Origin of the sequence: Pseudomonas sp. C 49-2, assembly GCF_003970195.1 — a bacterium.
Classification (GTDB): domain Bacteria; phylum Pseudomonadota; class Gammaproteobacteria; order Pseudomonadales; family Pseudomonadaceae; genus Aquipseudomonas; species Aquipseudomonas canadensis.
The window spans coordinates 164,889-191,584 of the sequence record NZ_RXYG01000010.1 but is presented as its reverse complement, the minus strand read 5'-3'; the positions used below and the strand labels follow the sequence as shown (position 1 = coordinate 191,584).

The following is a 26,696-nucleotide window of genomic DNA, read 5'->3' as shown; positions in this document are numbered from 1 at the left end:
TCGCTAGCTACCAGAAACTTCAACCCCTGCATGTTGGAAGTTGTTGTGGGAATAAGCTTAAGCTCCTGTAGGGTCTTGCTGTTTATTGTGGGGGGCACGCTTTAATCCCACGCCTTATGTAACTCTCTGCGGCAATAACGTTTATATCATCCGTCAATAGGAGGAATCCGAAGGGTGATAGGGCGTCAGTCAATAAAAATGGAGAGAAACCAATGAGAGGCCCACGGGAATCGTTCCAGGCGCCGTATTCGGTGCCCAACGCTGTCAGGCGACGCATTAATCTGGCGGGCAAGAGCCTGACGCCCACGGAACTGGAAATACTGCGCTGGGCCTCGGGAGGCAAGACGGTGTGGGAGATCAGCCAGATACGCGCCACGTCTGAAGCCACGGTGAAATTCCATTTGCGCAATATCTACGGCAAGTTGGAGGTCAATAACCGTGTCCAGGCAATGAACGAAGCGGCGCGCAAGGGGCTTTGCTGAATACATGGAAAAAGGGCCGCGACACCCTAGGGTGTCGCGGCCCTTTGCTTTATCTGCTGCTTAGGCCGAGTGGTAGGTCGGCAGGGCAAAGCGGTTCTGGCTTTGCAGCATCGAAATCTGTGGCAGGTCGCTGGCTTGTTCAGCCAGGTCGCGGCGGATGGCGCTGATCACCCAGGTCAATTGGTCGGCCGTGTGCAGCTGCTGGTAGGAGATGGAGCGCTTGACCTGCTTGCCTTCGCTGTTGCGCAGGGTCAAGAGGATGCCGCCGTCGGGACGTGGCTGGGTGGTGACGTCGTAGTTGGAGAATACTGAAGCGAATTTATCTTGGATCAGGCTCATGTCTATCAGCTCCATTGGCTCAAGTTGGCAAGCATGGAGAGATAGGTGCAGTGATTGTGCCAGCTATTGGTTTTGTAAAATATCGTTATAAATCAATAAGATATAAAAATTACAAATTTTCGGTTTCGTGCAATTTGCATGAATGGCCATCATGCATCCTGCATTTTGCGTGGCTCGACGGCGCCGAACGGGCCCGCCCTTATTCCTAAAGACTGCATCGGCGTCGCTGAATTCCTTTTTTCAGCGGGCGTTCATCGGGATACAAAACTTTTCAAATCCTGCGTGTACAGCCGAAGAGAGGCTGACGTACTTTCCTGCAAGGTTTACGAAGAATAAGAAAAAGGACGTTCCCATGAGCCATTCGCAAAACGACATGATCACCTGGAGCATGATGCTGCGTAAGGTGCCTGCCATTGTTCGCGCCCTGCCACGGGTGGTGCGCGGCATGCGTGCCGCCAACGTCACCGACCCTCAGCAGCCCTGCGGCCTGGGCTGGCACTTCGAGCAAGCTACCCTGCGCAATCCACAGGGCGCCGCTTTGTTGTACGCCGACCGCGTGCTCACCTACACGCAAGCCAACCAGTCCGCCAACCGTATCGCCCACCACTTGCAGGCCCAGGGCATTCGCAAGGGCGATGTGGTAGCGATGTTTATCGAAAACCGTCCCGAGTTGCTGCTGAATGTGCTGGCTGTAGCCAAGTTGGGCGGCATCTGCGCCATGCTCAATACGGCGCAGACCCAAGCGGCGCTGGTGCACAGTCTGAACCTGGTGAGCCCGGCGGCGATTGTGGTGGGCGCGGAATTGGTGGCTTCATACGAGGCCGTACGCAATCAAGTGGAAATTCCCGCCGAGCGCACCTGGTTTGTCGCTGACCAACAGGTCAGCTCGCTGCCTGACGGGTACTGCGATCTGATGGCCACCAGCGCCGACGCCCCGGTGGACAACCCGGCCAGCACCGCGCAGATCTTCTTCAACGATCCCTGCTTCTATATCTACACCTCCGGCACCACGGGCCTGCCCAAGGCCGGCATCATGAAACATGGCCGCTGGACCAAGACCGCTGTCAGCTTCGGTAGCATCGCCTTGGACATGGGCCCGGACGATGTCCTCTATTGCACCTTGCCGCTGTACCACGCCACCGGCCTCTGCGTGTGTTGGGGCTCGGCGATTGTCGGGGCCTCAGGGTTCGCCATCCGGCGCAAGTTCAGCGCCAGCCAGTTCTGGGATGACGCCCGCCGGTTCAAGGCGACCACCTTGGGTTATGTCGGTGAATTGTGCCGTTACCTGCTCGACCAACCCGCCAACCTCAACGACCGTGATCACGGTGTGACCAAGATGGTCGGCAATGGCCTGCGTCCTGGCGTGTGGGCGCAGTTCAAGGCGCGGTACGGTGTTGAACATGTCTGCGAGTTGTATGCCGCCAGCGACGGCAATATCGGGTTCACCAACATTCTGAATTTCGATAACACCGTCGGCTTTTGCCTTCAGCACTGGGCGCTGGTGGACTACGCCCACGACAGCGGTGAGCCGATTCGTGGCAGCGATGGCTTCATGCATAAAGTGAAGACGGGTGGACAAGGCCTGCTGCTGGCCAGGATCGATGAAAAGTCGCCCTATGACGGTTACACCGACCCGGAAAAGAACCGCAAGGTGATCCTCACCGACGTATTCGAGAAGGGCGACCGCTACTTCAATACCGGCGATCTGGTGCGCAGCATCGGCTTCGGTCATGCGCAATTTGTCGACCGCTTGGGCGACACCTATCGCTGGAAGGGCGAAAACGTCTCGACGACCGAAGTCGAGAACGTGCTGCTGCAGCACCCGCAGATCGCTGAAGTGGTGGCCTACGGTGTGGAAATCGAAAACACCAACGGCCGCGCCGGCATGGTTGCCATCACCCCGAGCGAATCCCTGGCCTCGTTGGATATGCGTGAGTTGCTGCAATTCGCCCACGGCCAGTTGCCGCACTACGCGGTGCCGTTGTTCCTGCGTATCAAGGTCAAGATGGAAACCACCGGTACGTTCAAATACCAGAAGGTAAAGCTCAAGGAGGAGGCGTTCGACCCTGAAAAAGCGGGCAATGACCCGGTCTACGCCTGGTTGCCAGGTTCGGACTGCTATGTGCCGGTGACGGGACAATTGTTGGCGCAGATCCAAGGTGGCCAGTTCCGTTATTAAAAGCAGCGTTATTGATTCTGGCTATGGCGCCTTTTGACAAAAAAGCCATGACAGGCGGGAACTCCCTCGCGACACTGGGCGCCATATAAAGGACCAGACAAGGAGCCCCACATGTCAGACCAAGCCAAACAAATGACCGATGACGAAGCTGCAGAATTTGCCGAGCAGGTATTCGACGTCGCCCGCAAAGGCGACGCCGCTATGCTTGCCGCGCTACTGGCCAAGGGCTTGCCGGCAAACTTCCGTAATCACAATGGCGACACGCTGTTGATGTTGGCGGCCTACCACGGCCATGCCGATGCGGTAAAAGTGCTGCTGGAATTCAAGGCTGACCCTCTGATTGCCAACGACAAGAACCAGTTGCCGATGGCTGGCGCGGCGTTCAAGGGCAACCTGGAGGTGGTCAAGGCACTGATCGAAGGCGGTGCGCCAGTGGATGCCTCGTCCACCGATGGCCGTACCGCATTGATGATGGCGGCGATGTTCAACCGCGTGGAAATGCTCGACTACCTGCTTGGCCAGGGCGCCAACCCCAAGGCTACTGATGCCCAAGGCGCAACGGCTTTAGCGGCAGCACACACCATGGGCGCAGTGGATACGGCGGCGAAGTTGCAAAAACTGGTGTAGGCTACGCGCCCTCGAAAACCCGCCCGCCACAGGACAACACCCATGAAAACCGCCCTCGTCGAACTCATCAGCAAAATCAGCGCCGGTGTCATGAGCGAGGACGAAGTGGCGCGCATTGCCGATGAGGCGGCCCAGGCCTACGCGGACCCTGTGGCGTTTCTGGCGGCCAACCCCGATATCAACTACGACGACAGCTTCCCGATTCCGTTGGGGGAGTGGGTCGTCGTCGGCAGCCTGCCGGAAACCGTGTTGTTCCAGGCCGACACCTACGGCGACCTGTTCGCGCAGATCGTCGCCTCGTTCGGTCCGGGCGTGGCATTCAACCTCAAGCCTAAGCAGCTTGCGAAGACCGAAGACCTCACCGCGCTGAACCGCATCCAGATCCAGATGAGTGCACTGAGCCCGGAAGACGGTGGCTATGTGCTGCTCAATTTCAGTCAACTGTTGGATGACGAGATTCAGGCCGTGCTGGTGTACGGTAACGATCTGCCACGCGTGCTGGCGCTGTGCGCTGAAGTCGGCATCAAGGCTGAGCCGTCCCTGGAAGCGCTAAAGATCGCCGTTCACGTCTGAAATAAAACGGAACCCCCGCCAGCGCTGACTATCCTACAAGTGCATGCCCTCACTTAGGAGCGACACCATGGGTTCCACTTTTAATGGCTTGATCGGGCTGATCATCCTGGCGCTGGATATCTGGGCGATCATCAACGTGTTCAAAAGCGGCGCGAGCACGGGCGCCAAGGTGCTGTGGATCCTGTTGATCCTGCTGCTGCCGGTGCTGGGGCTGATCATCTGGGCAATCGCCGGACCGCGGGGCAACGTGCGCATCTGAGCTTACGCCAAGCCTGGCAACTTCGAGCCTTGTCTCGACAGCTGCCAGGCCACGGCTTATCACTTCATTTCATTTTGTGTATCGAAATATTCGCTGCACAGAATTTTCACATCCCATCCAAGACAATTCGCCGGCTTTATTTCCCTGCCAGGGCTCTATTCCAAGCGCCACTAAAGGCGGGGCTGCGGTGCGCGTTCAGTAATTAATAGCCTTGCTCGCATTGATCGGGCACCATTCGCGCCACTGCACTACTTCGTCACTTAAACTTCCAATGGGTCCTAAAACGACATGGCAAACCCGGACGCCCTGAATCAGCAGCGAGCTTCAAATCGCTTGCTGCAACCGACCGTCAAATCCCATCTGGCGTACACGCTGCTCTGCGCACTGGTCATGATGGTGATGTTCTCCCTGCTGCGCCTGGCGCTTCTGGTGTACAACCGCGAAATGATCCTCGACACGCCGGCCTCGACCTTCCTGGAAGCGTTTGTCAATGGCACGCGCTTCGACATCCGCTTTGTGATGTACGCGTTGGTCCCGCTGCTGCTGGCGCTGTTCAGCGTCCGCGCCATGGCCGCGCGTGGGTTCTTCCGTCTGTGGCTGACCGTCGCGTCCAGCATTGCCCTGTTCCTGGGCCTGATGGAAATGGACTTCTACCGTGAATTCCACCAGCGCCTCAACGGCCTGGTCTTCCAGTACGTTAAGGAAGACCCGAAAACCGTGATGAGCATGCTCTGGTACGGTTTCCCGGTGGTGCGCTACCTGCTGGCCTGGGCCTTGGGTACGCTGATCCTGAGCATGGCCTTTAAAGGCGCCGACCGCGCAACGCGCCCACGCGGCCCGTTCAGCGGTGGCAGTATCGGCACCCGTCAAGTGGCACCGTGGTACACCCGTATCGCCGTGTTTGTGGTCTGCCTGCTGATCGCCGTGGTCGCCATTCGTGGCACCCTGCGCCAGGGCCCGCCGCTGCGTTGGGGGGACGTGTACACCACCGACTCGAACTTCGCCAACCAGCTGGGCCTCAATGGCACGCTGTCGTTGATCGGTGCGGCCAAGGCACGTTTCTCCGAACACCGTGACAACACCTGGAAAGCCACACTGGAGCAGCCGCTGGCGACCCAGACCGTGCGTGACATGCTGGTGCTGCCGACCGAAAAACTGGTGGATACCGACACCGCCGCCGTGCGCCGTGAGTTCACTCCGCCGGCCGAGAAAACCCTGCCGATCAAGAACGTCGTCGTGATCCTGATGGAAAGCTTCGCCGGTCACTCGGTAGGCGCGCTGGGGCGTCCGGGCAATATCACGCCGTACTTCGACAAACTGTCCAAGGAAGGCTTGCTGTTCGACCGATTCTTCTCCAACGGCACGCATACCCACCAGGGGATGTTCGCCACCATGGCGTGCTTCCCGAACCTGCCGGCGTTCGAATACCTGATGCAGACCCCCGAAGGCAGCCACAAGCTGTCGGGCCTGCCGCAGTTGCTCAGTGCGCGCAAGTTTGACGATGTGTATGTCTACAACGGCGATTTCGCCTGGGACAACCAGTCGGGCTTCTTCAGCAACCAGGGCATGACCAACTTCATCGGTCGTAACGACTTCGTTGACCCGGTGTTCTCCGACCCGACGTGGGGCGTGTCCGACCAGGATATGTTCAACCGTGGCCTGGAAGAATTGAAAGCCCGCGAAGGCGGCAAGCCGTTCTATGCCTTGCTGCAAACCCTGTCCAACCACACGCCGTATGCCTTGCCGACGCCATTGCCGGTGGAGAAGGTCACGGGTCGTGGCAGCCTCGACGAGCATTTGACGGCGATGCGCTACTCCGACTGGGCCTTGGGCCAGTTCTTTGAAAAGGCCCGCAAGGAGCCGTACTTCAAGGAAACCCTGTTCGTCATCGTGGGCGACCACGGCTTCGGTAACGAGCAGCAAATCACCGAAATGGATCTGGGCCGCTTCAACGTGCCGATGCTGATGATTGCACCAGGCATCCAAGAGAAGTTCGGCGAGCGTGACCACACCGTCGGCACCCAGATCGACATCGTGCCGACCATCATGGGCCGCCTGGGTGGCGAAACCCTGCACCAGTGCTGGGGTCGCGACCTGCTGAACCTGCCGGAAGGCGACAAGGGCTTTGGCGTGATCAAGCCTTCGGGTAGCGACCAGACGGTCGCGTTGCTCACCGGCGACCGGGTGCTGGTACTGCCGAAGGAAATGCCGCCCAAGCTGTGGGAATATGAGCTGGGCGCCAACCCGACCGGCAAAGTGATTGCTGAATCGCCGGACGAAGCTGCATTACGGCAGAAGCTGGAGTCATTCCTGCAGACGGCAACCAAGAGCCTGTTGGATAACACCGCTGGCGTAGTTGACGGTAAGCCGGACTAATTAACCGGCAATAAAAAAGAGGCCTTCAAAGGCCTCTTTTTTTGCCTGGCTTTTATATCCGGCCGAGCAACAACAGTACCAGCAGGACCACCAGTACGACCCCCAGAATACCCGACGGGCCATAACCCCAGTTGCGCGAGTGAGGGAATACTGGCAGACCACCGACCAGCAGGAGGATCAGGATAATGATCAGAATGAGGCTCATGGTTTTTTTCCTTATTGGCCTTCTGCAAAGACCGGTTATTAACGATAGGCCCGCTAGTTGATTCACGAACGCCTTAACAACTCCGACTGTCGACAACTGCGGAAAATTCAGTATTTTTTTAAAGCATTTCGCAAACTTGCTTATTTCTTTTAGTGCGTTCGCGAATGCGCGTGGTTAGTTGAAAAATATTGAACTTAGGCTATACGCGAGCCTCCGACCCAGCTGCCGGTTTGCCAGGGGCATTCATCATTCTGATGGTGGATGGGGGCAGGAAAGACCTTCGCTACACTGCCGGTCACTTCTTCCGTGAACCACAAGGCTACTTCTTATGCAAAATCGCATGATGATCACTGGCGCCGGGTCGGGCCTGGGCCGCGAAATCGCTTTGCGTTGGGCCCGTGAAGGGTGGCAGCTGGCTTTGTCGGACGTCAGCGAGCCGGGCCTGCAGGAAACCCTTAAACTGGTACGCGAGGCAGGCGGCGACGGGTTTATCCAGCGTTGCGATGTGCGTGACTACAGCCAGCTCACCGCGTTTGCCCAGGCTTGCGAGGTCAAGTTGGGTGGCATCGATGTGATCGTCAACAATGCCGGCGTGGCCTCCGGTGGGTTCTTTGCCGAACTGTCCCTGGAGGACTGGGATTGGCAGATCGCAATCAACCTGATGGGCGTGGTCAAGGGCTGCAAAGCGTTCCTGCCGCTGCTGGAAAAGAGCAAGGGTCGCATCATCAACATCGCGTCCATGGCGGCATTGATGCAGGGGCCGGCGATGAGCAACTACAACGTAGCCAAGGCCGGCGTGGTCGCGCTGTCGGAAAGCCTGCTGGTGGAACTCAAGCAGCAGGAAGTCGGCGTGCACGTGGTGTGCCCATCGTTCTTCCAGACCAACCTGCTCGATTCGTTTCGTGGGCCAACCCCGGCGATGAAGGCCCAGGTGGGCAAATTGCTGGAAAGCTCGCCGATTTCGGCGGCGCAGATTGCCGATTACATCTACCAGCGCGTGGCAGAGGGCGAGTTCATGATCCTGCCCCATGAACAAGGGCGGATGGCCTGGGCCTTGAAGCAAGAGAACCCGCAGTTGCTCTATGACGAGATGACCACCATGGCCGACAAAATGCGCGCCAAAGCGCAGGCGGCCAAGGGCTGATCAGGCAGTGCTCTGTCAGGCAATTTACCTGCTCTTGTAGGCAGTGCCTGTTTTCGCCGCGAGCCATTGCTGCGGCCCACCCCGTGCGCGCATGGTCGAGGTCCTTTCATTGTTAAAAGGACAACCGCCATGCTGGTCCTAAGCCGCGCTGTAGGCGAAGTCATTTCCATCGGCGATGACATCGCCGTGCACATCCTTGAGTTGAACGGTAACCAGGTGAAATTCGGCGTTGGCGCGCCGGCCGGGGTGCCGGTTCATCGAGCGGAGGTGTACCAGAAAATCCTCGAACGCCAAGACGCCAGAACGTATCCGGTGCCTGTGCCCAACCCTTGAAACCCGGTCAGTCGAACAGATGCTTGGGCACGTCGTGCTTGAGCATCAACTGGCACTGCTCGCTCTCCGGGTCGAACACGATCAGTGCCTGGCCCTTGGTCAATGCCTGGCGCACGCGCAGCACGCGGGTTTCCAGGGGCGTGTCGTCGCCATTGTCGGTGCCGTCACGGGTGACAAAGTCTTCGATGAGGCGGGTGAGGGTGTCGACTTCAAGTGCGTCGTAGGGAATCAGCATACAAGCCTCGGGTGATGGATCCCGGCGATGCTACTGCGCCGGGATCATAGTTGCCAGCCTCAGGACTTGTTGCCCACCAGGCTGTCCACCGATGGCACACGGGTGTCGCTCTCCATCTGCGTCTCGTGCTCGATCTGATGGCTGAATCGATCAAGGGAGCCCTGGGCCGGTTGCGCATCACTGGCGAACACCGGCGGGCTGAGAATGTAAGCACCCAGCAAACGACTCAGGGCCGCGAGGCTATCGATGTGGGTACGCTCGTAGCCATGGGTCGCATCGCAACCGAACGCCAGCAAGGCCGTGCGGATATCGTGGCCGGCGGTGACCGCTGAATGTGCATCGCTGAAGTAATAGCGGAAGAGGTCGCGGCGCACGGGTAGTTCATTCTCCGACGCCAGGCGCAGCAAATGCCGCGACAGGTGATAGTCATACGGCCCGCCGGAATCCTGCATCGCCACGCTCACCGCGTGCTCGCTTGAATGCTGGCCGGGGGCGACCGGGGCGATATCGATGCCGACAAACTCACTGACGTCCCACGGCAAGGCAGCGGCCGCACCGCTGCCGGTTTCCTCGGTGATGGTGAACAGCGGATGGCAGTCGATCAGCAGGGGTTCGCCACTGTCGACGATGGCCTTGAGCGCGGCGAGCAGGGCGGCGACACCGGCCTTGTCATCCAGGTGACGGGCGCTGATGTGGCCGCTCTCGGTGAATTCCGGCAACGGGTCGAAGGCCACATAGTCACCGATGCCAATCCCCAAGGAATCGCAATCGGCGCGGGTCGCGCAGTAGGCGTCGAGGCGCAATTCCACGTGGTCCCAACTCACCGGCATTTCATCCACGGCGGTGTTGAACGCATGCCCGGAGGCCATCAGCGGCAACACGCTGCCACGGATCACACCGTTATCGGTGAACAGGCTGACGCGGCTGCCCTCGGCGAACCTGCTCGACCAGCAGCCCACCGGTGCCAGGCTCAGGCGGCCATTGTCCTTGATTGCACGCACGGCAGCGCCGATGGTGTCCAGGTGCGCGGACACGGCGCGGTCTGGGCTGTTTTTTTGGCCTTTCAATGTTGCGCGGATGGTGCCGCGCCGGGTCATTTCGAAGGGAATGCCCAGTTCTTCCAGGCGCTCGGCGACGTAACGCACGATGGTGTCGGTAAATCCGGTGGGGCTGGGAATAGCGAGCATTTCCAGCAGGACTTTTTGCAGGTAATTCAGATCCGGTTCGGGGATGGTTCGGCTCATAAAGACTCCTGGGGTTCGGATCGTTCAGCTATGGGGAAACAGCAAATCCACAAATTTCTCCGCGGTAGGCTGCGGTTCATGATTGGCCAGGCCGGCCCGTTCATTGGCTTCGATAAACACGTATTCGGGTTGATCGGCGGCGGGCACCATCAGGTCCAGGCCCACCATGGGGATGTCCAAGGCGCGGGCGGCGCGCACGGCGGCGTCCACCAGTGTTGGGTGCAGGATTGCGGTGACATCTTCCAGGCACCCGCCGGTGTGCAGGTTGGCGGTGCGGCGCACGGCCAGCGTCTGGCCAGGGGGCAGGATGCTGCTGTAGTCGAAGCCGGCGGCTTTCAAGGTGCGTTCGGTTTCGGCATCCAACGGGATTTTGCTTTCACCGTCGGTGGCGGCCTGGCGGCGCCGGCTTTGGGCTTCGATCAACGCGCCGATGGAATGGTGGCCATCGCCGGTCACTTCGGCAGGGCGACGGATCGCAGCGGCGACCACCTCGAAACCAATCACCAGGATGCGCAGGTCCAACCCTTCGTGAAAGCTCTCCAGCAACACACGGCTGTCGAACTGCCGCGCGGCTTCAATCGCCTGCTGCACCTCTTCGATGCTTTGCAGATCCACTGCCACACCCTGGCCTTGTTCGCCATCCAACGGCTTGACCACGATGCGCAGGTGTTCGTCGAGAAACTCCAGGTTGTCATCCGCGCTGCCCGCGAGTTGCTGTGAAGGCAGTTTCAAACCGGCGGCTTTCAGCACTTTGTGGGTCAGGCTTTTGTCCTGGCACAGGGTCATGCTGATGGCGCTGGTCAAATCGCTCAAGGATTCACGGCAACGCACGCGACGCCCGCCATGGCTCAGGGTGAACAAGCCCGCATCGGCGTCATCCACTTGCACGTCGATGCCACGCCGATGGGCTTCCTCGACAATGATCCGCGCATAGGGATTGAACCCCGCCTGTGGGCCCGGGCCGAGAAACAGCGGCTGGTTGATGCCGTTCTTGCGCTTGATCGCAAAAGTGGTCAGCGCGCGAAAGCCAAGCTTGGCGTAAAGGTTCTTGGCCTGGCGGTTATCGTGCAACACCGACAAGTCCAGATAGCTCAGGCCACGGCTCATGAAGTGCTCCACCAAATGGCGCACCAATACTTCGCCCACGCCGGGCCGCGTGCATTGCGGGTCGACTGCCAGGCACCACAGGCTGCAACCGTTTTCCGGGTCGTGAAAGGCCTTTTGGTGATTGAGGCCCATGACGCTGCCGATCACCGCGCCGCTGTCTTCGTCTTCCGCCAGCCAATACACCGGGCCACCTTGATGGCGCGGTGTGAGACGTTCGGCGTCGACCGGCAACATGCCGCGGCCTTGATACAACTGATTCACCGCCAACCAATCCGCCTCGGTCTGGACCCGACGAATGCGGAAACCGCGAAACACCCGAGTGGCCGGGCGATAGTCGCTGAACCACAGGCGCAAGGTATCGGAGGGGTCAAGGAACAACTGCTGCGGATCAATCCCCAGAATCTGCTGGGGCGCCGCCACATACAGTGCGATATCCCGTTCGCCCGGCTGCTCGTTGAGCAACTCTTGGGCGAGGCTGGCAGGGTCTGGGAATGTATGACCGATCAACAGCCGGCCCCAACCGCAATGCACGGCAATTGGTTCGGCTGCCAAGGGGCTGCCATCTTCCGCCAGGCGCGCTTGCAGGCGCTCATAAGTGGGCGCCTGGCCTTTGAGCAAGCGTTGGCTGTAAGCCGCTGCATGGGGTTTCATCGATCAGATTCCTTGTTCGCTGAGCCATAGGTTCAGCGCCGCCAGCTGCCACAACTTGGAGCCGCGCAGCGGGGTCAATTGGCCTTGCGGGTCAGTGAGCAAGCGGTCGAGCATCGCGGGATTGAACAGGCCACGATCCTGGCTCGGGTCGAGTAGCAGTTCGCGTACCCAGTTCAGGGTATCGCCCTGCAAGTGCTTGAGGCCCGGCACCGGGAAATAGCCTTTTTTGCGGTCGATGACTTCGCTCGGGATCACGCGACGCGCAGCTTCTTTCAACACCTGCTTGCCGCCGTCAGGCAGCTTGAACTTGCCAGGCACACGGGCCGAGAGTTCCACCAGGCGATAGTCCAGAAACGGCGTACGCGCTTCCAGGCCCCAGGCCATGGTCATGTTGTCGACACGTTTGACCGGGTCGTCCACCAGCATCACCGTGCTGTCCAGGCGCAGGGCCTTGTCCACGGCGGCGTCGGCGCCTGGCATGGCGAAATGTTCGCGCACAAAGTCGCCGGCGGCGTCGTTGGCGGTCAGCCATTTCGGCGCGACAGTGGCCGCGTAGTCGTCGTAGCTACGGTCGAAAAAAGCCTCGCGATAAGCCGCGTAGGGATCGCTCGCGCCGTCCACCTGCGGATACCAGTGGTAACCGGCGAACAACTCGTCGGCGCCCTGGCCGCTCTGCACCACCTTGCAATGCTTGGCCACTTCCCGCGACAGCAGGTAGAAGGCGATGCAGTCATGGCTGACCATCGGCTCGCTCATGGCACGGAAGGCGGCCGGCAGTTGCTCGATGATCTCACTTTCGGCGATGCGCAGTTGGTGGTGACGGGTGCCGTAGTGCTTGGCGATCAGGTCCGAGTACTGGAACTCGTTGCCCGCTTCGCCACCGGCATCTTCAAAACCGATGGAAAACGTCGACAGATCCTGTACGCCCACTTCGCGCAGCAGGCCGACGAGCATGCTTGAATCGACGCCACCGGAAAGCAGCACGCCCACATCAACAGCCGCACGTTGGCGAATGGCCACGGCTTCGCGGGTGCTGGCGAGCACGCGGTCGGTCCAGTCTTCGAGAGTGAGGTTTTTTTCATCCTCGTGTGGGCCGTAGGGCAGGGTCCACCATACTTTCTGCTCGGTCTTGCCGCTGGCGTCGATGCGCATCCAACTGGCCGGCGGCATTTTTTCGATGCCGGCGAGCAAGGTGCGCGGTGCAGGCACCACGGCGTGGAAGTTCAGGTAATGGTTAAGCGCAACCGGATCCAGGATCGGATTGATGTCGCCGCCTTTAAGCAGCGCCGGCAGTGCCGAAGCAAAGCGCAAGCGCTGGCCGGTACGCGATAGGTACAACGGCTTCACGCCCAGGCGGTCACGGGCAATAAACAGGCGCTGGGCGTCACGCTCCCAGATCGCAAAGGCAAACATGCCGTTGAGCTTGGGCAGCAGCGCTTCGCCCCAGGCGTGATAGCCCTTGAGCAGCACTTCGGTGTCGCCGCCGGAATAGAAGGCGTAGCCCAGGGCTTCCAGCTCTTCACGCAGTTCCGGGAAGTTATAGATCGCGCCGTTGAAGGCCAGGGACAGGCCCAGGTGCGCATCGACCATCGGTTGGGCCGAGCCGTCCGACAGGTCCATGATTTTCAGGCGTCGATGGCCCAGGGCAATCGGCCCTTGGGCGTGGAAGCCCCAGGCGTCGGGGCCACGGGGGGCCAGATGATGGGTGATGCGCTCAATCGCAGCCAGGTCGGCAGGTTGGGCATCGAAACGTAATTCTCCAGCTAATCCGCACATAAATTCCTTACCGGTTTTTCCGTTGGGGAGGGGAAACACTCAATACGCCCAGAAGGGCGCGTACCCAGAAACTGACACACGCCTATCGTGGGAGTTTTAGAACAATCGGTTATAAGGCAAAGAGCCTTGATCGGTTGAATACCAGTCTGCGTGTGCCGTGACGTTGGATCCAATGGCGGTAAACAACGCTGGGATGTATGCAAAAAGTGAGGGAGTCGGGTGACGGACGCAAAGCAGTGCCAAGGCGATTGAGCGCAGTTGGACGCGTAAAACACTGCTGCGCAACGAGCACGGTATCGAGATGTTCGGACTGGAGCTGGAGGGCCTGAACGTCGGTGCTTTGCCCCAGTTGCCCGCCGAGGTGGATTTTGGCCATGTGCGTCGCCGAACTGCGGGTGTTGAACCTCAACCACAACCCGCTGCTAAACGCGCCGCTGATCGATCGGATGTTCGACTTGCGCGGCTTGTTCCTGAACAGTTGTTCTCTGAAGGAGTTGCCAGCGGGGTTTCGACGCCCGCCCTACCTGGAAACGGTTGACCTGCCCGGCCAACCCAGGCATATGCGCTTTGGGCAATTGGCCGAGGTGACGAATAAGGATTTGGTCGCTGCCGCTGACAAGGTCTGGGTGGCCGAGCTTTCACCCACCCGTGCCGCGAATCAACGCCCGCAGGGCGAACCGATTGGGGTGGCACGCCTCTGCCACGCTGGCGGGCACCGGCAACGGCTCGTCGTTGAGCCAGGCCGCCAGCAGTTCGGCGCACAGTGGCGCAGTGATCAGGCCGCGCGAGCCGTGGCCGCTGTTGATGTACAGGCCGTCAAGCCACGGGCAGGCGGTCTGTGGGATCTGGCGGGCATCCTTGCGCAGCGCTGCGTAGGTCTGGTCGAAGGCTGTGCGTTCGGCCAGCGGCCCCACAATCGGCAGGTAGTCGGGGCTGGTGCAGCGGAAGGCGGCACGGCCTTCCAGCTGTTCGGGGGCCAATGCGTCGGCACCCAACCGTTGCGCCAGGTCGACGGAAATCTCCCGCAGCATCTCCAGGTTGCCGGCGTGTTCGGCGACGGTGGGCGTCAGGTCGTCGCTCTTGAAGTCGAAGCTGGCGCCCAGGGTGTGCTCGCCCAGGCGCGCCGGGGCCACGTAGCCTTCGGCGCAGACCACGGTGGCCAAGGCTTCGCTCTGCGGGGTTTGCGCCAGGCGTGTGATCTGCCCGCGAATACGCTTGAGGGGCAGGTCGGCGCTGAACGGAAAACGCTTGATCTCGGCCGCACCGGCTAACACCACCACCGGCGCGCTGGCCAGCCGGGTGTCACCGGCCAGGGCGTGCCACCGGCCGTCAACGCGTTGCAGCTCAAGGGCTTCGTGATGTGTCAGCACCGTGATCAGCGGATGGCGTGCCTGCCACTCGCACAACGCCGGTGGATGCACCCAACCCCCCTCGGGAAAGAACAACCCGCCGTGCTCCAGCGCCACGCCTGCGCGCGCTTGGGCCTGGGCCGGGTCCAGCAGGTGCAGCAAGCCGGGCGAAAAGGCGGCGGCCAACTGCGCCTGGCGCTCGGCCTCCTTGGCGTTGAAGGCCAGTTGCAGCACGCCGCAACCGTCCCAGTCGACGCTTCGGTGCAGGTGCTCCAGCAGGCGTCGGGTGTGGCCGAAACCACTGAGTATCAACTGCGACAGGGCTGTGCCGTGGGCGGACAGCTTGAGGTAGAGCACGCCTTGCGGGTTTCCCGAGGCTTCCTGCGCCAGAGCCGTATGGCGCTCCAGCAGGCTGACCTGCCAGCCGCGCGCCGCCAGGCTGGCCGCCGTGGTGCAGCCGGCCAGGCCGCCGCCGATTACCAGGGCGTGGCGTTCGCCATCAATGGCAGGCGGCCGTGCGAACCACGGCTTGGCGGCAGGCGGCACAGGCGCATCGGTTGGCCAACCAAGGAATTCTCCGCGCAGGATCTCCCACTTGTGCCCAATACCCGGTGTACGTTTCATCTTGAAACCAGCGGCATTGATCAGCCGGCGCACCCAGCCAGTGCTGGTGAACGTGCTGATCGTTGCGCCCGGTGCTGCCAATCGCGCCAGTTCGGCGAACAGTTCGGCGGTCCACATGTCCGGGTTTTTCGCCGGGGCAAAACCGTCGAGAAACCACGCGTCGATTTGCGCATCCAGTTGCGGCAGTTGCTCCAGGGCATCGCCGATCAACAGGGTAAGGGTCACGCGGCCGTTATCCAGGATCAGGCGTTGGAAGCCTTGGTGGATCGCGATGTATTGCTTGAGTAATTGTTCGGCAAAGGGTTGTAGTTCAGGCCAAAGGGCGAGGGCGCGTTGCAGGTCGGCGTGGCTCAGCGGGTACTTTTCCACACTGACAAAATGCAGCCGTGCACCGGCCACGGCGTGTTGCTCGAACAGCTGCCAGGCGCAAAGGAAATTCAGGCCCGTACCGAAGCCGGTCTCGCCAATCACCAACCGACCACCCACCGGCAAGGCGGCAAAACGCTCCTGCAAGCGGTTCTGTTCCAGGAACACATAGCGGGTTTCTTCAAGGCCGGACTTATCGGAGAAGTACACGTCGTCGAACACCCGCGAGTGCGGGCGGCCTTGGTCGTCCCAGTCAAGCTGGGCGTGGATGAAGGGGGTCATGGGTGGCTCATAAAATTAACAGCAGGCAAAGGCAGGGCGGCCATTCTAGCTGATCACATACCCGGCGGTGTGGACCTGTCGCCGCACCGGGCGTTGGCGGGCCAAGTCACGGTGTTAGCCCGGTAACGCCAACCTGGCCGCGATGGCGCAAATACTGCGTACTGAATCAGTAAGCAAAGGACTTCGCCGATGTCGGCACAGGATGACTTGACTCACGTATTTACCCAATTGACTCAGCAGCAATTGCAAAGCGCGCTCCTAGAGATGACTGCAGATCTCGACAAAGCTCAGGTACTGCAAAAGAAAATGCCTGGGTGGATGATCAATGCGCCAGACAGCGTATTGGCAGCCCTGGAGCGCGACGCGGCACTAGTGGAGGTGCCCAAGGCCGAGTTTGCGCGGTTGTTGGCGCGCTTGCAGCCTCTGGACGCGTTTTGTGAGGCGCATTTGACGGCGTATTGCAAAACGAACTGGAACATCACCGTGCGTCCTAAAAAAGACACTTTCATCGTGGCGATACCTAACTATCACACCGAGCAAATGCCGTTGGGTTACGTGAAAACCTTCACGCTGGAACACCAGAGCCTGTTGCAGAGGGCCATGCAGAACTTTTCCCTCAGTGAGGCACGTGTTGGCAATTTTTCGCCGGAGTCGATGCTGCATTCGACCGTAACGGGGCGCTTGGCGATCACACCCCAGACGTTCGTCGAAGGTTGCCGCAGCCTCGACCTGGGCCGTTTGTATCAACAGCACATCAGTGATGTATTCAACCTGCCGCCGCCGGGCACCGATGACACGTTTCGTGTCAACACGGCTGCAGTCGATATCGGCCGGATGAAAACACTGGACATGAAAATCGACGCGCATATTGCGCTCATACGCGCGGATATCACGCCAGATGCCCATGGGGTGGTGTGTACGCTGCTGGACAGAAACCTTGCGCCGGACAACGCCCGAGATGTGCTGTTCAAGGGGCGCCCGGTGATGTGGCAAGGCCTGAATGCCAGGGACAGTTGTCTGTGGGGGATAGTGGTGTTTTCGGGCAGGCCGGTTGCTGACTATCCAATGGAACCGTGCCTGGTCTACATGCCGAACGAGCCGGTGCGACCGTTTTTCGAGTACCCGACGTTCAAAGACTATGTGACGTACCTGGATTTGAAGTTGGAAGTAGCAACGTACCGAACGTTTTTTACGCGCTACCTGGGGGAGGTTGACCGGTTGAGCTTCTTCCGTGCATTTGATCAGCACCGCACGCTGGGTGCGATTGAAGGCATGCCCATTAGGGGGAGTCTGGCCAGCCATTTTTTCAGTACCTGCGTCGGCAAGCTGCAAATCGATGCACGCACCCTGGCAGTACCGACGGTGGATGTTGATGAGCAAGAACGAACGCAGCGCAGGCTGGCGTATCTGGACGCCGGGTTGACGGTACTCAACCTGGCCGCTTTTGTCGTGCCGGCGCTGGGCATACTGATGACTGGAGTGGCCGTAGGGCAGATCGTCTCGCAAGTATTCGAAGGCATTGAGGATTGGCGCCGCAATGATCGGGAGGAAGCCCTCATGCAGTTAGGCGCGGTTGCGCAAAGCCTCACTTCAATGGCGCTGTTTGCGGCAGGCGTCAAGGTCGTCAGCCCGATGTGGCGGCGAGCACGGTTGAGTTTTGACCAGTTTTTCGGGGCACTGGAACCTGTGGAGTCAAGTGATGGCAGCCCGCGTTTGTGGCGCCCGAACTTTTCCTCCTATGGTCATGATCAAACGCTGGTCGAGGGGGTGGAGCCTGATGCCCAAGGGTTCTATCCGGTGAATGATGGCGCTTGCATCAAGATCAACGGTTTCGTCCATCGCGTCGTTTACGACGCAAAACTGGGCCAGTGGCGCGCCGTCCATCCAACGCGCCAGGCGGCCTATCGTCCAACCCTGCTGCACAATGGCGAGGGGGCCTGGCGTTTTACGCTTGAGCACCCTGAAGAGTGGGAAGATCCGCAACATGTGTTCTCACGTCTGGAACCGCGCAGCCACCAACCGGTACTGGACAGCAGGAAGTTGCAAATGGTCAGCGCGATCATGGACAAGCCTTACGGTTGGGGCAGTTACCTGGCTCAGGAGTGCCTGCCATTGCCTGCGCGTTTTCGCGACTTGTTCGAATGCTTCAAACTGGATCAGTCCATTCGAGACTTGATCTGGCAGTTGGAGCGGGGTGTCTACCTGAATGCTGAAACCGCCACGTTGCAAATGCAGGCACTACCGTTGCTGCCCGAGTGGCCCAGGGCACGTTTTTTCGAGTGCCTGGATGCTGAGGGTAACGTCACGGCGCGCTATCCTGAAGCAACGTCCGTTGACGCGGTTCAACGCTTGACGGTGACTGAGCATAACCTTAAAGCGGGCCAGGTATTTGATGTGGTGTTGTCAGCCATGGATGACACGCAAAAGCGTGCACTGCTGGGAGACGGTGTGGCCCACGATCAGGAACATGCCGTCCTGGTGAGCCGATTACTGGCACACCTGAAAGCGGATCGCAGGCCGCTGTTCGAACGAGCTTATCTGGCCTATGACCGGTCGATCCCGCAGGTGTCGGAGCCGCTTGCCAAGGCGTGGCCGCAGTTGCCGCGCACGCTGATGCGAGAGTTGGTGGCCGAGCTCTCGACGGTGGAGCTTGAGATCTTGCGTACGCATCAGCGCATCCCTATGGCCTTGGCCGAGTCTGTGCGCAATGCCTTGGAGGAGCTGCGCTTGGACCGTGCTCTGGCGGGCTTCCAATTACCGGAGCTTGCGGGCGTCGACAGCCAATCTGTCGCTGTGCGGCTACTGCCTCGTCTGCCCGGATGGGATAAGGCGCTGCACCTGGAACTGCGCCAGGATTCGCTCACCGGTGACTTACTGGCCCTGGGTGCGCTTGAGGGCGCCAGTCAACGCCGTGTGGTGGTCAAAACAGCGGCAGGTTTCCAGCCATTTGATACCAATGGCTTGAGCATGGCGGATGTTCAGTCTGGCCCCGACGGACTCTTCAGTGCGATTGAAAGGGCGTTGCATGACAAGCAGCGAGCGGACCTGGGTTTACTGCTGCTGAGGACCGATAACGAGTGGCGGTTGCGTCGCAAGGTGGCCGACCTGGCCGAGGGTGAGCGGGCGGTGGCTGCCGAGGCTTTCGCCCCAACTGCCCACGAACCGCTGGTGGTGGAACAAGCGTGTGTGATGGGAGACTCACCGGTGGGGCTGGAGGTTCATCCGGCGGCCTTGGTGCGCAAGCTGAAGCGGATTTACCCGTCGTTCACCGATGCACAAGCGTCGGTCTTTCTGACCGAGTCGGGCGTTGATTATCTAGCGCGTGCCAAGACCGTCAAACGACTGGAGGAACAGTGGGCTCAACTGCGCGGGATTCTCAAGCGCTGGCGCAGCCACACTCAGGATATGACCAAACTGCCGGGCGACCTGCGTGATATTCGTCAAAGCCGCCAGGAGGTTGCCAGGCGCATCGAAGCCTGTTGGCGGCGCCAAAGCTTCGTGCTGGATGAGCGCCAAGCGTCGGTCGCCGGACTGACCCTGGACGGCATGCGTATCGGCACCTTGCCGATAGTGCCGGCTCATATACGCTTCGACCATGTCCGCCAGCTGTCACTTAATAATATGCGCCTGGGTGATGATGTCGCTTATTACCTGAAGCTCTTCAAGGGCCTGCGCCGCCTGGAACTGGGTCGTAATAATCTCACCCGGCTGCCGGAAGTCTTCTCGCTGATGCCCGATCTGGAAAGCCTGTCGCTGCCTCATAACCAGCTGCAGCTTAGCGAGTACACGCGTCTCAAACTGGCCGGGATGGTTACGCTGCGTCGCTTGGACTTAAGCCACAACCCTCTTCAGGTCGGCCTGGATGTGACCCGAATGCAGGGTTTGCACACACTGTTGCTGCAAGACACCCGAACCGTCGACGTCCCTGTTGGCCTGGAACGTCTGGCCTTTCTCGACCAGGTTGACCTGCGCGACAACTGGATCACCGTGTTGCCCGACTGGCTGTACACCGCGAGCCGCAATTACAGCCAGGCGCTCAACCTCGGCGGTAATTCGTTGTCGCCTGCGACGGTCGCTGCGTTGACCCGCTACCGCGAGGCGGTCGGTATTGGCATGGGGTACCTGGGAGATGATCCACCGCGCTTGACCGAACTCAAAGCCAGAGCGTTATGGCTACCGGATGAGGTGGCCGACAGGGATGAGAATAAACGCAGCATTTGGTCCAGTTTGCGCGATGATCCCGAGTCGGAACCCTTGTTCGTGCTGCTGGCTGAGTTGGCGGGCACAGCCGACAGCCGTCATGTACGTGAAGATTTGACCCGGCGGGTGTGGGAAGTTTTGCAGTCGACCCATGAGAGCGTCGCGCTACGTGAGCAGGTCTTCCAGCTCTCTGCCCATCCGGTGAACTGCGGGGATGGGGCTGCGCACATTTTTAGCCAGTTGGAGGTGTTGATGGAGATCGAAAAGGCGACACGCCTAGCTGGTCGGACGCAGGCGAGCCCAGCCGTGTTGCTGCGCTTGGGGCGCGGCTTGTTTCGCCTGAGCGAGCTGGAGAAACTCGCTGCTATGTACGCCGCTGAGCATCCGGATCTGGAACCCCTGGAGGTCAGCCTGGCCTATCGCAGTGGGCTGGCTGACGTATTGGCGCTACCAGGGCAGCCGAAGTACCTGCGCTACGGAGCATTGATTGCCCAAGGCGTGTTGGACACCGCTCACCAACAAGTGCTCAGCGCCGAAATGTCTCCGGCATTCTTGCGTTTCCTCGCACAACTGTCTTTTTGGAGGGCTCATCTCAAGCAGCAATTTCCCCACTCATTCAGCGCGGCGACCCAGCCGTTTGAGGTACGACAGCAGGCATTGTTTGAAAACAGTCAGAACCTCACCGATGGCGACTACCTCCAGCAAATGGAAGCGTTGTGCGCACCCCGGCGTCGGGCGGTCAACGCAGTGGTTGAGCGTCTGACCCTGCAACTGATGAGGAATCAGGACCTGGGCATTTGTCATGTGCCGGAACTGCGATAAAGGGCCGTGGGATTGACTCAGGGCAAGCACCGATGGAATTTCCTCCCGCGTGTTGCTGCCCAATCCGCTAGTCTTGAGCCATCTTGAAACGGAGCTGCCCATGTTCGAATCCGCCGAAATCGGTCACGCCATCGACAAAGACACGTACGACGCCGAAGTCCCTGCGCTGCGTGAGGCACTTCTGGAGGTGCAATACGAGCTGCAGCAGCAGAAGCGCTTCCCGGTGATCATCCTGATCAACGGTATCGAGGGTGCCGGTAAGGGTGAGACGGTCAAGCTATTGAACGAATGGATGGACCCGCGTCTGATCGAGGTGCGCACCTTCGACCAGCAGACCGACGAAGAGCTGGCGCGGCCGCCGGCGTGGCGCTACTGGCGGCAACTGCCCGCCAAAGGCCGCATGGGGATCTTCTTCGGTAATTGGTACAGCCAGATGCTGCAGGCCCGCGTGCATGGGCAGATCAAGGACGCGCGCCTGGACCAGGCTATCGCCGGTGCGGAGCGTCTGGAAAAGATGCTCTGTGATGAAGGCGCACTGATCTTCAAATTCTGGTTTCACCTGTCCAAGAAGCAAATGAAAGCGCGGCTCAAGGCCCTGGCCGATGACCCGCTGCACAGCTGGCGCATCAGCCCGCTGGATTGGCAGCAGTCTGAGACCTACGACAAATTCGTGCATTTCGGCGAGCGCGTGTTGCGCCGCACCAGCCGCGACTATGCACCGTGGCATGTGATCGAAGGGGTGGACAGCAACTATCGCAGCCTCACCGTGGGCAAGCTGCTGCTGGAAGGCCTGCAAAATGCGTTGAAGCTGGTCAAGGGCAAGGCCAGCGGCATGAACCCGGCACCGTTGATCGCCTCCGTGGACAAGAAGAGCCTGCTGGACAGCCTCGACCTGACGCAGCGCTTGGAAAAGGACGATTACGAAGAACAGTTGATCACCGAGCAGGCACGCTTCTCCGGCCTGATGCGCGACAAACGCATGCGTAAGCACGCGTTGATCACGGTGTTCGAAGGCAACGACGCGGCGGGCAAGGGCGGGGCGATCCGTCGGGTGGCGGCGGCGCTGGACCCGCGCCAGTACCACATCGTGCCGATTGCCGCACCGAGCGAGGACGAGCGTGCCCAGCCTTATCTGTGGCGTTTCTGGCAGAAGATCCCGGCGCGGGGCATGTTCACTGTCTTCGACCGTTCGTGGTATGGCCGTGTACTGGTGGAACGCATCGAGGGCTTTTGCACCCCAGCGGACTGGATGCGCGCGTATGGCGAAATCAATGACTTTGAAGAGCAACTGCGCGACGCGGGTGTGATCTTGGTCAAGTTCTGGTTGGCCATCGACAAGCAGACCCAACTGGAGCGTTTCCAGGCCCGTGAGGAAATCCCGTTCAAGCGCTTCAAGATCACTGAAGACGACTGGCGCAACCGCGACAAGTGGGACGACTACCGTGCCGCCGTGGGCGATATGGTTGACCGCACCAGCACTGAAATCGCGCCCTGGACACTGGTGGAGGCCAACGACAAGCGCTGGGCGCGGGTCAAGGTGCTGCGCACGATCAACCGGGCGCTGGAAGAGGCGTTCGACAAATCCGACAAGCACGACAAGAAAGGCAAGAAGAAGTAGGCCTATCCATAGGGTGAATGATCGTCGCGGTTGGCGGGAGCTGGATCTATCCTCGATCCATCTCCCGACAACCACAAGATCGAGGTAGCCCATGCGTGAAGTAGTGATCGTCGACAGCGTACGAACTGGCCTGGCCAAATCGTTTCGTGGCAAGTTCAACCAGACCCGCCCGGATGACATGGCGGCCCATTGCGTCAACGCGCTGCTCACCCGCAATGGAATCGACCCGGCCACCGTGGAGGACTGCATCGTCGGCGCCGGCTCCAACGAAGGTGCCCAGGGCTACAACATCGGGCGCAATGTGGCGGTGTTGTCACAACTGGGCACCGGTACGGCGGGGATGACCCTCAACCGGTTCTGCTCGTCGGGCTTGCAGGCGATTGCCATCGCGGCCAACCAGATCGCGTCGGGCTGCAGCGATATCATCGTTGCCGGTGGCGTCGAGTCCATCAGCCTGACGATGAAAAGCGTCAACACCGACAACCTGATCAACCCGCTGCTGAAAGAGCAGGTGCCGGGTATCTATTTCCCCATGGGCCAGACTGCCGAGATCGTCGCTCGTCGCTACAACGTCAGTCGCGAAGAGCAGGACTTGTACGCCCTGCAAAGCCAGCAACGCACCGCCCAGGCTCAGGCAGACGGTTTGTTCAACGATGAAATCGTGCCGATGGCGGTCAAGTACAAAGTCGAAGACAAGAACACCGGTGAAGTGCAGGTGCTCGAGGGCGTGGTCGATCGTGACGACTGCAATCGCCCGGACACCACGTTGGCCAGCCTGCAAGGCTTGAAGCCGGTATTTGCCGAGGACGGCTCGGTGACGGCGGGTAACTCGTCGCAGCTCTCCGACGGCGCCTCGATGACGCTGGTGATGAGCCTGGAAAAAGCCCTTGAACTGGGCCTCAAGCCGAAGGCGTTTTTCCGTGGGTTCACGGTGGCGGGTTGCGAACCGGACGAGATGGGCATCGGCCCGGTGTTCTCGGTGCCCAAGCTGCTCAAGGCCAAGGGCTTGCAAGTGGCGGATATCGACCTGTGGGAACTCAACGAAGCCTTCGCGTCCCAGTGCTTGTATGCGCGTAATCGCCTGGAAATCGACAATGCCAAGTACAACGTCAACGGCGGATCGATCTCCATAGGCCACCCATTCGGCATGACCGGCTCACGGCAGGTGGGGCATCTGGTACGTGAGTTGCAGCGGCGCAATCTGCGTTATGGCATCGTCACCATGTGCGTGGGCGGTGGCATGGGCGCCACCGGGCTTTTTGAGGCCGTGCGATAGAGCTCATTGAAGAAACTGAATCAAAACGTGGGAGCGGGCTTGCTCGCGAGTGCGGTGTGTCAGGCAATTAATCTCTGACTGAACCACCGCATTCGCGAGCAAGCCCGCTCCCACATTTGAATTGCGGCATAGCCCAATCCTTTCGCTTGCCCCTAGAATGCGGCTCCACTTCCTCTGGCTTCTGGGGCACTCATGCACATCTCTTCCGGCCGCTGGGTCTACGGTTTTCTCCTGACCCTGCTGACCGCGTTTCTGTGGGGCATCCTGCCGATCAAACTCAAGCAGGTGCTGCAGGTGATGGACCCGATCACCGTTACCTGGTTTCGCCTGATCGTGGCTGGCAGTTGCCTGTTCGTCTACCTGGCGCTGACCAAGCGCTTGCCCAGCCGTAAGGTGCTGGGCCCCAAGGGTGGCTGGCTGGTAGGGATGGCGGTGTGCGGCCTGGTGGGCAACTACGTGTTGTACCTGGTGGGCCTGAAAATGCTCAGCCCTGGCACGGCGCAACTGGTGGTGCAGATGGGGCCGATCTTCTTGATGATCGCCAGTGTGTTTGTGTTCAAGGAGCGTTTCAGTCGCGGGCAGGTGCTCGGGTTATTCGTGTTGATTACAGGCTTTGGCCTGTTCTTCAACCAGCGTCTGGAGGAGTTGCTGACGTCCCTTGGCGCCTATACCGCTGGCGTGCTGACCATCCTGCTTGCCACTTCAATCTGGGTGTTTTACGCCCTGGGCCAGAAGCAGTTGCTGACGGTGTGGAACTCGCTGCAAGTGATGATGGTGATCTACCTCACCTGCGCTTTGTTGCTCACGCCCTGGGCGCATCCTATGGAGGCGTTGGACCTGAGCCCGCTGCAGGGCTGGCTGTTGCTGGCGTGCTGCATGAATACCCTGGTGGCCTACGGCGCCTTTGCCGAAGCGCTTGCCCATTGGGAAGCTTCGCGGGTCAGTGCGACCCTGGCACTTACACCACTGGTGACTTTCGTGGCGGTCGCCCTGTCGGCGTGGCTGTGGCCTGAGTATGTGCAGGCCGAAGAGATCAACGCCCTGGGCTATGCCGGGGCGTTGGTGGTGGTGCTGGGTTCTGCGACCGTGGCGCTGGCGCCGTCGTTGCTCGCCGGGCTCAAGGCCCGGCGATTGCGCATGGCGTCCTAGGCGCCGAGCATGTCTTGCGGGCGAACCCACTGGTCGAACTCCGCGTCGGTGAGGTAGCCCAGGTCCAGCGCGGCCTCCCTTAGCGTCAACCCTTCGGCGTAAGCCTTCTTGGCGATTTCCGCCGACTTGTCGTAGCCGATGTGCGGGTTGAGCGCGGTCACCAGCATCAGCCCGCGCTCCAAGTGCTCGGCCATCTGCACGGGGTCTGGCTCAAGCCCGGCCACACAGTGTTCCTGGAAGTTGTTGCAGCCGTCGGCCAGCAGGCGGATGGATTCCAGCAGGTTGTGGATGATCACCGGCTTGTACACATTCAACTGCAAGTGACCTTGGCTGGCAGCGATGCCTATGGTCACGTCATTGCCCAGCACCTGGCAGGCCAGCATCGACAGCGCTTCGCACTGCGTCGGGTTGACCTTGCCCGGCATGATCGAACTGCCGGGCTCGTTGGCCGGCAACTTCACCTCGGCCAACCCGGTGCGCGGGCCGGAGCCCAGCAGGCGCAGGTCATTGGCGATTTTCATCAGGGCCACGGCCAGGGTTTTCAGGGCGCCGTGTAGCGTCACCAACGGCTCATGGCCGGAAAGGGCGGCGAATTTGTTCGGCGCGGTGACGAACGGCAAGCCCGACAACGCCGCCAGCTCGGAGGCAATCGCCTCGCCAAAACCGTGGGGCGCATTCAGCCCGGTGCCGACGGCGGTGCCGCCCTGAGCCAACTCGCACACGGCGGGCAGTGCGGCGCGAACGGCGCGTTCGGCGTAGTCAAGCTGGGCGATGAACGCCGAAAGCTCCTGGCCGAAGGTGATTGGCGTGGCATCCATCATATGAGTGCGGCCGGTCTTCACCAGCTTCATATGTTTGGCTGCTTGTTCAGCCAGGCCGCCGGAAAGCGTCGCAATTGCCGGTAGCAAGCGCTGATGCACAGCCTGGACCGCTGCGATGCTCATGGCGGTGGGGAAGCAGTCATTGGAACTCTGGGAACGGTTAACGTGATCGTTGGGGTGCACCGGGCTCTTGCCGCCACGTTTGTTGCCCGCCAGTTCGTTGGCGCGGCCGGCGATCACTTCGTTGGCGTTCATGTTGCTCTGGGTGCCGCTGCCGGTCTGCCAGACCACCAGGGGGAATTGGTCGTCGTGTTGACCATCGAGCACTTCGTCGGCGGCCTGTTCGATCAAGCGGGCGATGTCGGCGGGCAAGTCGCCATTACGGTCATTGACCCGTGCTGCGGCCTTCTTGACCAGGGCCAGGGCGTGCAATACCGCCAGCGGCATACGCTGTTCGCCAATGGCGAAGTTAACCAGCGAACGTTGGGTCTGGGCGCCCCAGTAAGCGTCATCCGGGACGTGAACTTCTCCCAGGCTGTCGGTTTCGATACGGCTCATCGGGCACACTCCTTCAGGTTCGTTTGCGCAGTTTAGGCCGTGTTCGGCCAGGGGGGTTCCCTAAAAGGCTTTTCATCGGTCAATCCTTATCCAGCAAGGCT

The 26,696-nt window shown here is 60.3% G+C and carries 20 protein-coding genes; 12 read left to right on the top strand and 8 right to left on the bottom strand.

Annotated elements, in window-relative coordinates; all coding sequences use genetic code 11:
• Window positions 1-212: 212 nt before the first annotated feature.
• The gene (locus EJ576_RS20650; protein ID WP_095017060.1) at window positions 213-482 is read left to right on the top strand and encodes a response regulator transcription factor; all 270 of its coding nucleotides are present in this window, start codon (window positions 213-215) and stop codon (window positions 480-482) included.
• A 60-nt stretch (window positions 483-542) separates the two neighbouring features.
• On the opposite strand, the gene EJ576_RS20645 is transcribed toward EJ576_RS20650, so the two are convergent.
• Complete coding sequence (locus EJ576_RS20645) at window positions 543-821, bottom strand: DUF3509 domain-containing protein (RefSeq protein WP_010208870.1); 279 nt, start codon at window positions 819-821, stop codon at window positions 543-545.
• Between the two features lie 352 nt (window positions 822-1,173).
• On the opposite strand from EJ576_RS20645, the gene EJ576_RS20640 reads away from it, so the two are divergent.
• The 5 genes from EJ576_RS20640 (at window position 1,174) to EJ576_RS20620 (ending at window position 6,835) form a co-directional block, all read left to right on the top strand.
• A complete protein-coding gene (locus EJ576_RS20640) occupies window positions 1,174-3,000 on the top strand; it encodes a long-chain-acyl-CoA synthetase (protein ID WP_126570979.1) in 1,827 nt (608 codons plus the stop codon).
• A gap of 111 nt (window positions 3,001-3,111) precedes the next feature.
• Window positions 3,112-3,627, top strand: coding sequence for an ankyrin repeat domain-containing protein (locus EJ576_RS20635; RefSeq protein ID WP_122725746.1), 516 nt, complete (start codon window positions 3,112-3,114; stop codon window positions 3,625-3,627).
• 42 nt (window positions 3,628-3,669) lie between these two features.
• Window positions 3,670-4,200: a hypothetical protein gene (locus EJ576_RS20630; RefSeq protein ID WP_122725749.1), complete on the top strand. Its 531-nt coding sequence runs from the start codon at window positions 3,670-3,672 to the stop codon at window positions 4,198-4,200.
• Window positions 4,201-4,267: 67 nt separating this feature from the next.
• Entirely contained in the window at window positions 4,268-4,459 is a 192-nt protein-coding gene (locus EJ576_RS20625) for a PLDc N-terminal domain-containing protein (RefSeq protein WP_003172956.1), read from the top strand.
• Between the two features lie 288 nt (window positions 4,460-4,747).
• Window positions 4,748-6,835 carry an LTA synthase family protein gene (locus EJ576_RS20620; protein ID WP_122725752.1) on the top strand — a complete coding sequence of 696 codons (2,088 nt, stop codon included), beginning with the start codon at window positions 4,748-4,750 and terminating at the stop codon, window positions 6,833-6,835.
• A gap of 52 nt (window positions 6,836-6,887) precedes the next feature.
• Here EJ576_RS20620 and EJ576_RS20615 read toward each other — a convergent pair whose 3' ends face one another.
• Complete coding sequence (locus EJ576_RS20615) at window positions 6,888-7,040, bottom strand: DUF3309 family protein (protein WP_015885095.1); 153 nt, start codon at window positions 7,038-7,040, stop codon at window positions 6,888-6,890.
• A 328-nt stretch (window positions 7,041-7,368) separates the two neighbouring features.
• On the opposite strand from EJ576_RS20615, the gene EJ576_RS20610 reads away from it, so the two are divergent.
• Together EJ576_RS20610 and csrA are read left to right on the top strand one after the other, a co-directional pair.
• Window positions 7,369-8,184, top strand: a complete 816-nt coding sequence (locus EJ576_RS20610; RefSeq protein WP_122725754.1) for an SDR family oxidoreductase — start codon at window positions 7,369-7,371, stop codon at window positions 8,182-8,184.
• Window positions 8,185-8,313: 129 nt separating this feature from the next.
• Window positions 8,314-8,517 (top strand): carbon storage regulator CsrA, encoded by a 204-nt coding sequence (csrA, locus tag EJ576_RS20605; protein ID WP_122725756.1) that lies wholly within the window; start codon window positions 8,314-8,316, stop codon window positions 8,515-8,517.
• 7 nt (window positions 8,518-8,524) lie between these two features.
• Here the strand turns inward: csrA and EJ576_RS20600 are convergent, their stop codons facing one another.
• From EJ576_RS20600 to mnmC, 5 genes are all read right to left on the bottom strand, one after another.
• Window positions 8,525-8,752, bottom strand: a complete 228-nt coding sequence (locus tag EJ576_RS20600; RefSeq protein ID WP_003192759.1) for a YheU family protein — start codon at window positions 8,750-8,752, stop codon at window positions 8,525-8,527.
• Between the two features lie 59 nt (window positions 8,753-8,811).
• A complete protein-coding gene (locus EJ576_RS20595; protein ID WP_016976388.1) occupies window positions 8,812-9,996 on the bottom strand; it encodes an osmoprotectant NAGGN system M42 family peptidase in 1,185 nt (394 codons plus the stop codon).
• A gap of 24 nt (window positions 9,997-10,020) precedes the next feature.
• A complete protein-coding gene (ngg, locus tag EJ576_RS20590; protein ID WP_123474413.1) occupies window positions 10,021-11,754 on the bottom strand; it encodes an N-acetylglutaminylglutamine synthetase in 1,734 nt (577 codons plus the stop codon).
• A gap of 3 nt (window positions 11,755-11,757) precedes the next feature.
• The gene (locus EJ576_RS20585) at window positions 11,758-13,530 is read right to left on the bottom strand and encodes an N-acetylglutaminylglutamine amidotransferase (protein ID WP_122725761.1); all 1,773 of its coding nucleotides are present in this window, start codon (window positions 13,528-13,530) and stop codon (window positions 11,758-11,760) included.
• Window positions 13,531-14,168: 638 nt separating this feature from the next.
• On the bottom strand, window positions 14,169-16,151 hold the full coding sequence (gene mnmC, locus EJ576_RS20580; RefSeq protein ID WP_122725763.1) for a bifunctional tRNA (5-methylaminomethyl-2-thiouridine)(34)-methyltransferase MnmD/FAD-dependent 5-carboxymethylaminomethyl-2-thiouridine(34) oxidoreductase MnmC: 1,983 nt from the start codon (window positions 16,149-16,151) through the stop codon (window positions 14,169-14,171).
• Window positions 16,152-16,340: 189 nt separating this feature from the next.
• Here mnmC and EJ576_RS20575 point away from each other — a divergent pair, with 189 nt between their 5' ends.
• The 4 genes from EJ576_RS20575 to EJ576_RS20560 all read left to right on the top strand — a co-directional run bounded on the left by EJ576_RS20575 (window position 16,341) and on the right by EJ576_RS20560 (window position 25,216).
• A complete protein-coding gene (locus EJ576_RS20575; protein WP_126570978.1) occupies window positions 16,341-21,173 on the top strand; it encodes an NEL-type E3 ubiquitin ligase domain-containing protein in 4,833 nt (1,610 codons plus the stop codon).
• 100 nt (window positions 21,174-21,273) lie between these two features.
• Window positions 21,274-22,791 carry a polyphosphate:AMP phosphotransferase gene (pap, locus tag EJ576_RS20570; protein ID WP_126570977.1) on the top strand — a complete coding sequence of 506 codons (1,518 nt, stop codon included), beginning with the start codon at window positions 21,274-21,276 and terminating at the stop codon, window positions 22,789-22,791.
• A gap of 91 nt (window positions 22,792-22,882) precedes the next feature.
• Window positions 22,883-24,067, top strand: a complete 1,185-nt coding sequence (locus EJ576_RS20565; protein ID WP_122687124.1) for a thiolase family protein — start codon at window positions 22,883-22,885, stop codon at window positions 24,065-24,067.
• A gap of 192 nt (window positions 24,068-24,259) precedes the next feature.
• Window positions 24,260-25,216, top strand: a complete 957-nt coding sequence (locus EJ576_RS20560) for a DMT family transporter (protein ID WP_126570976.1) — start codon at window positions 24,260-24,262, stop codon at window positions 25,214-25,216.
• Here the strand turns inward: EJ576_RS20560 and EJ576_RS20555 are convergent.
• The gene (locus EJ576_RS20555; RefSeq protein WP_122725772.1) at window positions 25,213-26,595 is read right to left on the bottom strand and encodes a class II fumarate hydratase; all 1,383 of its coding nucleotides are present in this window, start codon (window positions 26,593-26,595) and stop codon (window positions 25,213-25,215) included. The genes EJ576_RS20560 and EJ576_RS20555 overlap by 4 nt on opposite strands.
• Window positions 26,596-26,696 lie beyond the last annotated feature (101 nt).

Coding starts and splice junctions, on each gene's coding strand:
- EJ576_RS20585 (WP_122725761.1), bottom strand. CDS start 13,530: ATGTGCGGATTAGCTGGAGAATTACGTTTCGATGCCCAACCTGCCGAC.
- EJ576_RS20630 (WP_122725749.1), top strand. CDS start 3,670: ATGAAAACCGCCCTCGTCGAACTCATCAGCAAAATCAGCGCCGGTGTC.
- mnmC (WP_122725763.1), bottom strand. CDS start 16,151: ATGACCCCCTTCATCCACGCCCAGCTTGACTGGGACGACCAAGGCCGC.
- EJ576_RS20555 (WP_122725772.1), bottom strand. CDS start 26,595: ATGAGCCGTATCGAAACCGACAGCCTGGGAGAAGTTCACGTCCCGGAT.
- ngg (WP_123474413.1), bottom strand. CDS start 11,754: ATGAAACCCCATGCAGCGGCTTACAGCCAACGCTTGCTCAAAGGCCAG.
- EJ576_RS20645 (WP_010208870.1), bottom strand. CDS start 821: ATGAGCCTGATCCAAGATAAATTCGCTTCAGTATTCTCCAACTACGAC.
- EJ576_RS20640 (WP_126570979.1), top strand. CDS start 1,174: ATGAGCCATTCGCAAAACGACATGATCACCTGGAGCATGATGCTGCGT.
- EJ576_RS20595 (WP_016976388.1), bottom strand. CDS start 9,996: ATGAGCCGAACCATCCCCGAACCGGATCTGAATTACCTGCAAAAAGTC.
- EJ576_RS20650 (WP_095017060.1), top strand. CDS start 213: ATGAGAGGCCCACGGGAATCGTTCCAGGCGCCGTATTCGGTGCCCAAC.
- EJ576_RS20620 (WP_122725752.1), top strand. CDS start 4,748: ATGGCAAACCCGGACGCCCTGAATCAGCAGCGAGCTTCAAATCGCTTG.
- EJ576_RS20625 (WP_003172956.1), top strand. CDS start 4,268: ATGGGTTCCACTTTTAATGGCTTGATCGGGCTGATCATCCTGGCGCTG.
- csrA (WP_122725756.1), top strand. CDS start 8,314: ATGCTGGTCCTAAGCCGCGCTGTAGGCGAAGTCATTTCCATCGGCGAT.
- EJ576_RS20635 (WP_122725746.1), top strand. CDS start 3,112: ATGTCAGACCAAGCCAAACAAATGACCGATGACGAAGCTGCAGAATTT.
- EJ576_RS20560 (WP_126570976.1), top strand. CDS start 24,260: ATGCACATCTCTTCCGGCCGCTGGGTCTACGGTTTTCTCCTGACCCTG.
- EJ576_RS20615 (WP_015885095.1), bottom strand. CDS start 7,040: ATGAGCCTCATTCTGATCATTATCCTGATCCTCCTGCTGGTCGGTGGT.
- EJ576_RS20575 (WP_126570978.1), top strand. CDS start 16,341: ATGTCGGCACAGGATGACTTGACTCACGTATTTACCCAATTGACTCAG.
- EJ576_RS20610 (WP_122725754.1), top strand. CDS start 7,369: ATGCAAAATCGCATGATGATCACTGGCGCCGGGTCGGGCCTGGGCCGC.
- EJ576_RS20565 (WP_122687124.1), top strand. CDS start 22,883: ATGCGTGAAGTAGTGATCGTCGACAGCGTACGAACTGGCCTGGCCAAA.
- EJ576_RS20600 (WP_003192759.1), bottom strand. CDS start 8,752: ATGCTGATTCCCTACGACGCACTTGAAGTCGACACCCTCACCCGCCTC.
- pap (WP_126570977.1), top strand. CDS start 21,274: ATGTTCGAATCCGCCGAAATCGGTCACGCCATCGACAAAGACACGTAC.